Source organism: Bradyrhizobium altum (assembly GCF_020889705.1).
GTDB lineage: Bacteria > Pseudomonadota > Alphaproteobacteria > Rhizobiales > Xanthobacteraceae > Bradyrhizobium > Bradyrhizobium altum.
Genome location: NZ_JACMYP010000361.1, coordinates 1 through 7,186 on the forward strand (window position 1 = coordinate 1; position 7,186 = coordinate 7,186).

The 7,186-nt window shown below is 65.3% G+C and carries 5 protein-coding genes and 1 pseudogene; all 6 read left to right on the forward strand.

Annotated elements, in window-relative coordinates; genetic code table 11:
* Nucleotides 1-2: 2 nt before the first annotated feature.
* Nucleotides 3-2,117 (forward strand): hybrid sensor histidine kinase/response regulator family protein, encoded by a 2,115-nt coding sequence (locus H8B02_RS43435; RefSeq protein ID WP_229171926.1) that lies wholly within the window; start codon nucleotides 3-5, stop codon nucleotides 2,115-2,117.
* Nucleotides 2,118-2,867: 750 nt separating this feature from the next.
* Complete coding sequence (locus H8B02_RS43440) at nucleotides 2,868-4,919, forward strand: ABC transporter ATP-binding protein/permease (protein ID WP_229171928.1); 2,052 nt, start codon at nucleotides 2,868-2,870, stop codon at nucleotides 4,917-4,919.
* Nucleotides 4,920-4,949: 30 nt separating this feature from the next.
* On the forward strand, nucleotides 4,950-5,807 hold the full coding sequence (locus H8B02_RS43445) for an FkbM family methyltransferase (RefSeq protein ID WP_229171929.1): 858 nt from the start codon (nucleotides 4,950-4,952) through the stop codon (nucleotides 5,805-5,807).
* 200 nt (nucleotides 5,808-6,007) lie between these two features.
* On the forward strand, nucleotides 6,008-6,394 hold the full coding sequence (locus H8B02_RS43450) for a VOC family protein (RefSeq protein WP_229171930.1): 387 nt from the start codon (nucleotides 6,008-6,010) through the stop codon (nucleotides 6,392-6,394).
* Nucleotides 6,395-6,520: 126 nt separating this feature from the next.
* Nucleotides 6,521-6,754, forward strand: coding sequence for a hypothetical protein (locus H8B02_RS43455; protein ID WP_229171931.1), 234 nt, complete (start codon nucleotides 6,521-6,523; stop codon nucleotides 6,752-6,754).
* 233 nt (nucleotides 6,755-6,987) lie between these two features.
* Nucleotides 6,988-7,186, forward strand: a pseudogene (locus tag H8B02_RS43460) (OmpA family protein); the annotation flags it as partial.

Below are 7,186 nucleotides of genomic sequence, written 5' to 3' on the forward strand. Positions count from 1 at the left end.
GACTGCTGCAATGGATGATGGCCGCCTCGCTGGCCCTTCCGCTGGCGCTGTTCCTGTTCGCCTCCGCGATGTCCCGGATCTCGACCAGGGAGGCCGCCGACCAGGAAATCCAGCGCACGCTCGACGTCGCCCATGAGCACGCGCTCAAGGTGTTCGAGACCATCGACCGCAGCCTGGGCGAGATCACCGAGGTCGTCCGCGGCATGAGCGATGCCGATATCGCCGTGCGCGAGAAGAGCCTGCACGAGCGGCTGCGCCGGGTCGCCGACACGCTCCCCCAGGTGAAATCGATCTGGGTGTTCGATGCCAACGGCCATGCGCTGGTCAACAGCCTGGTGCAACCGGCCCCCGACATCGATTTCTCGGATCGGGATTACTTCCGCATCCACGCCGAGCGCGACATCGGCACCTATATCGGCGAGGTGCTGACGCCGCGGCCACCCTATCAGGGTGCGCGGTTCTTCAGCGTCGGCCGCCGCCGCAACAACGAGGACGGCAGCTTTGGCGGCGTGATCCAGGCCTCCGTGCTTCCGGAATATTTCGAGAATTTCTACGCCAAGATCGGCCGCGAGCCCGGCAGCTTCCTGGCGCTGATCCGGACCGATGGCTCGATACTGGCGCATTTCCCTGTCATCGACCACGACGCCAGGTTCGAGCCGAGCGGGCCGCTGGGGCGACAGGTCGTCGCCAATCCCGAGACCGGCGGCATGACGATCCGTTCCCCGGCCGACGGCATCGAACGCCGCATGCGCTATCAGCGGCTGGCCGAATACCCGATCTATGTCAGCGCCGGGCTCGAAACCTCGGCGATCCAGGCGCGCTGGATTTCGACCATGGCGCAGCACCTGATCTTCGGCATACCGGCCACCGCGCTGCTGTTTGGCCTGCTCGCGCTCGCCTTCCGGCGAACCGAGCGCCTGCAGGAGGAGGCCGACCGGCGCATCGAGGCCGAGGACGCGCTGCGGCATGGCCAGCGGCTGGAGGCACTCGGGCAACTCACCGGCGGCGTCGCGCATGACTTCAACAACCTGCTCACCGTGATCCGCGCATCGGTCGACATGTTGCGGCGGCCGGACCTGCCGGAGGCGCGGCGGCAGCGCTACATCGATGCGATCTCCAACACCGTGAACCGTGCCGCCAAGCTGACCAACCAGCTGCTCGCGTTCGCGCGCCGGCAAACCCTCAAGCCCGAGGTGTTCGACGTCTGCCAGAATGTCCGCACCCTGAGCGAGATGATCACCACCCTGATCGGCTCGCGGATCGAGATCACAGCGCAGGTGCCGGACGAGACCTGCCTCGTCAACGCCGATGCCGGCCAGTTCGAGACCGCCATCATCAATATGGCTGTGAATGCGCGCGACGCGATGGACGCCGTCGGCCGGCTCACGATCGCGGTCCGCGCCGTGAAGAATTTGCCGTCCGAGGCGGTCACGCCGCCGAGCCCGCACGGCCATATCGCGGTATCGGTGGCCGATACCGGCGTCGGAATTCCGCAGGAGCTGTTCGGCCGCATCTTCGAGCCGTTCTACACCACCAAGGAGGTCGGTCACGGCACCGGCCTTGGCCTGTCGCAGGTGTTCGGCTTCGCCAAGCAATCCGGCGGCGAGGTCACCGTGACCAGCGAGATCGGCAAGGGCTCGACGTTCACGCTGTACCTCCCGCGTGTCGTCGGCAGACACAACGCACAATCGCCGCTCACGGAGGATGCGCCTTCGATCGATCAGACCAGCGCGTCGGTCCTCATCGTCGAGGACAATGCCGAGGTCGGAAAGTTCGCCGCCGACACCCTGACCCAGCTCGGCTGCACCTGCGTTCTGGTCGAGAACGCCACCCACGCGCTGGAAGAGCTGGCCGTCGACCCCGACAGGTTCGACCTGGTGTTCACCGATGTCGTGATGCCCGGCATGAGCGGCATCGAGCTTGCGGAGGAGATCCGCCGGCAGCGGCTCGATCTGCCGATCGTGCTTGCCTCCGGCTACAGCCAGGTGCTGTCGCAGCAGGGCAGCGGCGGCTTCGAGCTGTTGCAGAAGCCGTATTCGGCCGAGCAGCTGGCGCGCGTGCTGCACAAGGCCACCCGCTCGCGCCGGCTGAAGCGGGACCAGGCGCCGGCGGGGTGAGGTGATTGCGTTCACGCGCCTCGGACGCGATGTCGTCCCTGCGAAAGCAGGGACCCAAAACCACAGGATTGGGTTGTTGAGTACGCTGTGGCTCCAGCGACGCCTGATGATGACCATTCGTGGTTATGGGTCCCGGGTCGCGCTGCGCTTGCCCGAGACGACACCAAACATTTGGCTCGGCCGGTGAGTCATACTTCCGCGTTCTCGCGACATGAATCGCCCGAGCTTTGCTTCTCGTTCCGCCCTCTCGTGAGCAGAGGGCGCAGGGAAAGCCGGGTGCCGATCACACCCATGGGCCCCGTGCAAAAGGTAGAAAGCACGGGGGTAGGACCACAGGTGTAACCGGAAACACTCCGGCTTTCCCTGCGCGATGGTTTTACGGCTTACTTCGTGCTCTCCCCGGCGAGACTGGGCTTGTTTGTCACCGCCGTCGCAAGGATGCTTGCATCCTGCTTGGGGACACCTGCCACTAGGGCGTCAGGACCACACGACTTCGCCGTCCGCCCTCGGTCACGCTCGTCGGTCGTGACATCGGCGTCCACCGCGTCCCACACCGCGTTCGTGACGATCGCGAAGCGCCCCTCGATCGGGTGAGACGGGCGAATGATACACTGAGTTGCCATTCCGATAAACCGAAATATTTTCGCACGAGGTGATTGACAGGTTTTGCTGAGTTGCCCGTCGGGTCATTCTGCCGCACCACGCCGGAACCACAGCGGAACCTTCTGATTTCCCTCGCGTTGTCGCGCAATGGGCAAAACTGAGGCAAAATCCAGATCGTCGAACAGGCCCTCGGCGGCGAAGGCCTGTTCCCCGCGGAAAGCGAGAACGAAGCGCGGCGGTTCCGAGGACAGCGACGACGCGCAAAGCGAAGCCGACGACAAATCGGAATTCGTCGAGATCATTGCCGAAGACGGCGACCATGTCGAACCGCCGCCGCCGGAAATTATCGAGCCCGATCCCGAACTGTCGGCCGAAGAAGCCGAACAGGTGCGCAAGGACTATCTGCTGACGCGGTTCTGGATCACCGCGCGCGGCTACTGGGGCCTTAACGGCGACCGGCTGGCGTGGCTGTTCACGATCGGTCTGCTGCTGCTGATCGTCGCCAATGTCGGCGTCCAGTACGGTATCAATGTCTGGAATCGCGCGATCTTCGATGCGATCGAGAAACGCGACTCGGCCACAGTCTTCCACCTGACGGCCGTCTTCTTTCCGCTTGCGATCGGCAGCGCGCTCTTGGGCGTCGCTCAGGTGTTCGGCCGCATGGGCATTCAGCGGCGCTGGCGCGCCTGGCTGACCAACGCGGTGGTGTCGCGCTGGCTGACGAATGGCCGCTACTACCAGCTCAACCTCGTCGACGGCGATCACAAGAATCCGGAATACCGCATCGCGGAGGACCTGCGGATCGCAACTGACTCGCCGGTTGATTTCATCGCCGGGGTGACATCCGCGCTGCTGTCCGCCGTCACCTTCATCGTCGTGCTCTGGACGATCGGCGGTGCCTTGACGCTGACGCTCGGCGGCTCGTCCATCAGCATCCCCGGCTTCCTGGTCATTGCCGCCATCATCTATGCCGCGATCGCGTCCGGCTCGATCATGGCGATCGGCCGCAGCTTCGTGCAGATCTCCGAGGACAAGAACCAGGCGGAAGCGGAATTCCGCTACGTCCTGACCCGCGTGCGCGAGAATGGCGAAAGCATCGCGCTGCTCGGCGGCGAAACCGAGGAGCGCGACGGCATCGACAAGACGTTCTCGAACGTGCTGCGGCAATGGGCGCGGCTCGCCGGGCAGCACATGCGCACGACACTGGTGTCGCAGGGATCGAATCTCATTGCGCCGGTGGTGCCCTTGCTGCTGTGTGCGCCGAAGTTCCTCGACGGCAGCATGTCGCTTGGCCAAGTGATGCAGGCGGCCTCGGCCTTCACCATCGTGCAGACGGCGTTCGGCTGGCTGGTCGACAATTATCCGCGACTCGCCGACTGGAACGCATGCGCACGGCGCATCTCATCGCTGATGATGTCGCTCGACGGACTCGAACGCGCCGAGACCGGCGGCGGTTTCGGACGCATCGAACGCGGCGAGACCGAGGGCGAGGCGATGCTGAGCCTCAACGACCTCTCGGTGACACTCGATGACGGCACCGCCGTGGTCGGCGAGACCGAGGTCGTCGTCGAGCCCGGGGAGCGGCTGCTGGTCGCCGGTGAATCCGGCACCGGCAAGAGCACGCTGGTCCGTGCCATCGCCGGCCTGTGGCCGTGGGGCGGCGGCAGCGTCAGCCTGCATGCGGACCGTCGCCTGTTCATGCTGCCGCAAAAGCCCTACGTGCCGTCGGGCACGCTGCGGCGCGCGGTGGCCTATCCCGGTGCGGCGGAGGACTGGAACGTCGAACAGATCAGTGACGCCCTGCACAAGGTTGGCCTCGACCATCTCAAGGAGAAGATCGAGGAGGACGCGCCCTGGGACCAGACACTGTCCGGCGGCGAGAAGCAGCGGCTCGCCTTTGCGCGGCTGCTGCTGCACAGCCCCGACATCGTCGTGCTCGACGAGGCGACTTCCGCGCTCGACGAAAAGAGCCAGGACAAGATGATGGAGATGGTGACGACGGAATTGCCGAAGGCGACCATCGTCAGCGTCGCCCATCGCGTCGAGCTCGAAGCATTCCACAGCCGCAAGATCGTGCTGGAGCGCCGCAAGGGCGGCGCCAAGCTGATCAGCGACGTCGACCTGATCCCGCGCAAGGGCAAGCGAAGGCTGCTCGGACGCTTCCTGCGGCAACGGCGAGCCGCAGCCAAAGTAGCATAACGGGCGTTGGCGCTCCCGTCGAAACCGGTTATGCATGCCGCGCTTTTGATGAGGCAATGCGTGATACCCAGCAACGACATTTCGCCGGCGCCGTTCGGCGCCCTGGCGCCCAATGCGGCGCAGGCTGCCATCATCCGGCTTGCGCATGGCAGCGGATTGAAGCGCGGCGCGTTCCGGCCCTGGCTGTCGCGGCTGGTCAATCTGTTCGGTTCGGGGCCGCTTGATGTGATCTATCAGGGCGCATCGTTCCGATTCTATCATCAGGCGAGCGCGACCGAGCGCGGCGCGCTGTTCAATCCCGATTACAATCTTGAAGAGCTCGCCTTCCTGCGGGCGCATGTCGGCGCGGGCGGCACCTTCGTCGATCTCGGCGCCAATGTCGGCACCTATGCACTGGCGCTGGCACGCGATGTCGGGCCCAACGGCAAGGTGATCGCGATCGAGCCGCATCCGGTGACGCATGCGCGGCTCAAATTCAACGCGCAGGCCTCCGGCTTTCCGCAGGTGCGGCTGGTTGCGGCGGCCGCAGGCCCGACCGATGGCGAGCTGATGATCGAGACCGACGGCGACAATCTCGGCGCCAGCCACATCGTCACCGGCACACCCACCGGCAAGGCATACAAGGTGCCGTCGCTGCGGCTGCAACGCATTCTCGACGAGGCCGGCGCGACCAGCGTCGATGCGCTGAAGATCGACGTCGAGGGGTTCGAGGACCGCGTGCTCACCGGCTTCTTCCGCGACGCGCCGGAGCAGCTGTGGCCCCGCGCGGTCGTGATCGAGCATCTGTCAAAGGACGAATGGACCGACGACTGCATTGCGGACATGCACACGCGCGGTTACGTCGATCAGGGCCGGACGCGGAGCAACACGCTGCTTGTGCGGGAATGAGATGTAACCACGTCAGAGATCTGCTCCCTCTCCCGCTGGCGGGGGAGGGTTGGGGTGGGGGTGTCGCCGCGATGGGGCTAGTCATTATGCGAGAGAGCCCCCACCCGGATTGCATCTTCGATGCAATCCGACCTCCCCCGCAAGCGGGAGAGCTGCAACGAGTCTGCGGATGTAGCGACGCACACACAACGAGCCACGCAATGATCGACCATATCGGCTTTTCGGTCTCCGACTACGAACGCGCGAAGACGTTCTACCAGACGGCGCTGGCGCCGCTCGGTTACGGCCTGATCATGGAAGTGCCCGCGGAAGTGACCGGGCACGCGCCTGCGGCGGGCTTCGGCGCCGACGGCAAGCCGGATTTCTGGATCGGCGGCGAAGGCGCGATGAACAAGCCGATGCATATCGCGATCACAGCCAAGGACCGCGCCACCGTCGACGCCTTCTACAAGGCCGCGATGGCGGCAGGCGGCCGCGACAACGGCCCGCCCGGTATTCGCGCGCATTATCACCCCAACTATTACGGCGCGTTCGTGCTCGATCCCGACGGCCACAACGTCGAGGCGGTCTGCCACACGCCCGGATAACGTGCACAGGAACGGCGCGGCGCGCGATCCGTTATCGCTTCGAACTGCGATGGAGCGATCAATGCCCGCGACGCGACCTGACATCGGCGGACCTGACATCGGCAACTGCCGCACGGTCCCGACGTAATGCCGATCGAGCCTCCCGAGATTCCCCCGACGACGCCGGGCACGCCGAGTGAGCCACCGCCTGGAATTCCGCCCGGCAATCCCCAGCCGGAGGTTCCACCGCCGGTGCGCGAACCCGGCGAGCCGCCGCGGCCGGACGAGCTGCCCGGCAAGACACCCGACGAATCACCGGTGCGCGGACCGCCCGGACCAACCGGCCCGCCGCCTGCGACAGATCGACCCGGCGTCCCGTGATTCGCCGTCGCGCCCTGGTTCCAGATCGGTTGCGAGTGTGTCCGAGCGTTTCTTCTGAACACGCGGTGAACAAGCGCGGATGCAACCCGTTATAATGTCGAAATAAACTTCGCCGATGATTCGGCGCTCGCCACAATCCGGCCTAACGGCTGGCAATTCATCGTCCTGCCGAATTGTTCGGTTCTGACTTCCTTTCCTTCCTGCCCAGACTTTCCGCCGGGGACTCCAAGACCATGACAAAGCTTCGTCTCGTGCTGCTTGCCACGACTGCGCTGACGGTGATGCAATTCGCCACCTCAGCGTCGCACGCACAAACTTCGCCACTGGTCGTCGCACAGGCGCAGCCAAAGGAAGAGCTCGGACCTGACGGAAAGCCGAAGCCACGGCCCGCGCCGGGCGCACCTGCGCATCCGGCACCGCCCGCAGCTGCAC